Genomic DNA, 244 nt, shown 5'->3' on the forward strand with positions numbered 1-244 from the left:
GGGTCGCTCGCCGCACGACGGCTGGACAAGGTCTCCCGGGAAGCGATTACGGCCACCCACGGCCGCTGCGAGCAATCAGCCTCTGCCGGTGACAGCGATGCCTATTATTACGACAATGAGGAATTCCATAAGGCCATCTACGCAGCCGGCCGCAGCGAGTTCCTCGAGGAGCAATGCCTGCAATTGCACCGTCGCCTGCGGCCCTATCGCCGCCTCCAGCTGCGCGTGCGCAACCGCCTGTCGA

Annotated in this window: 1 protein-coding gene; it reads left to right on the forward strand. The window is 64.3% G+C overall.

Features of this window, described 5'->3' with window-relative positions; all coding sequences use genetic code 11:
- Positions 1-244, forward strand: a 244-nt coding sequence (locus tag EOD29_RS34360) for an FCD domain-containing protein (protein WP_127248899.1), incomplete at both ends; no start/stop codon positions are given.

It is taken from the genome of Mesorhizobium sp. M1A.T.Ca.IN.004.03.1.1 (assembly GCF_003997555.1).
GTDB lineage: Bacteria > Pseudomonadota > Alphaproteobacteria > Rhizobiales > Rhizobiaceae > Mesorhizobium.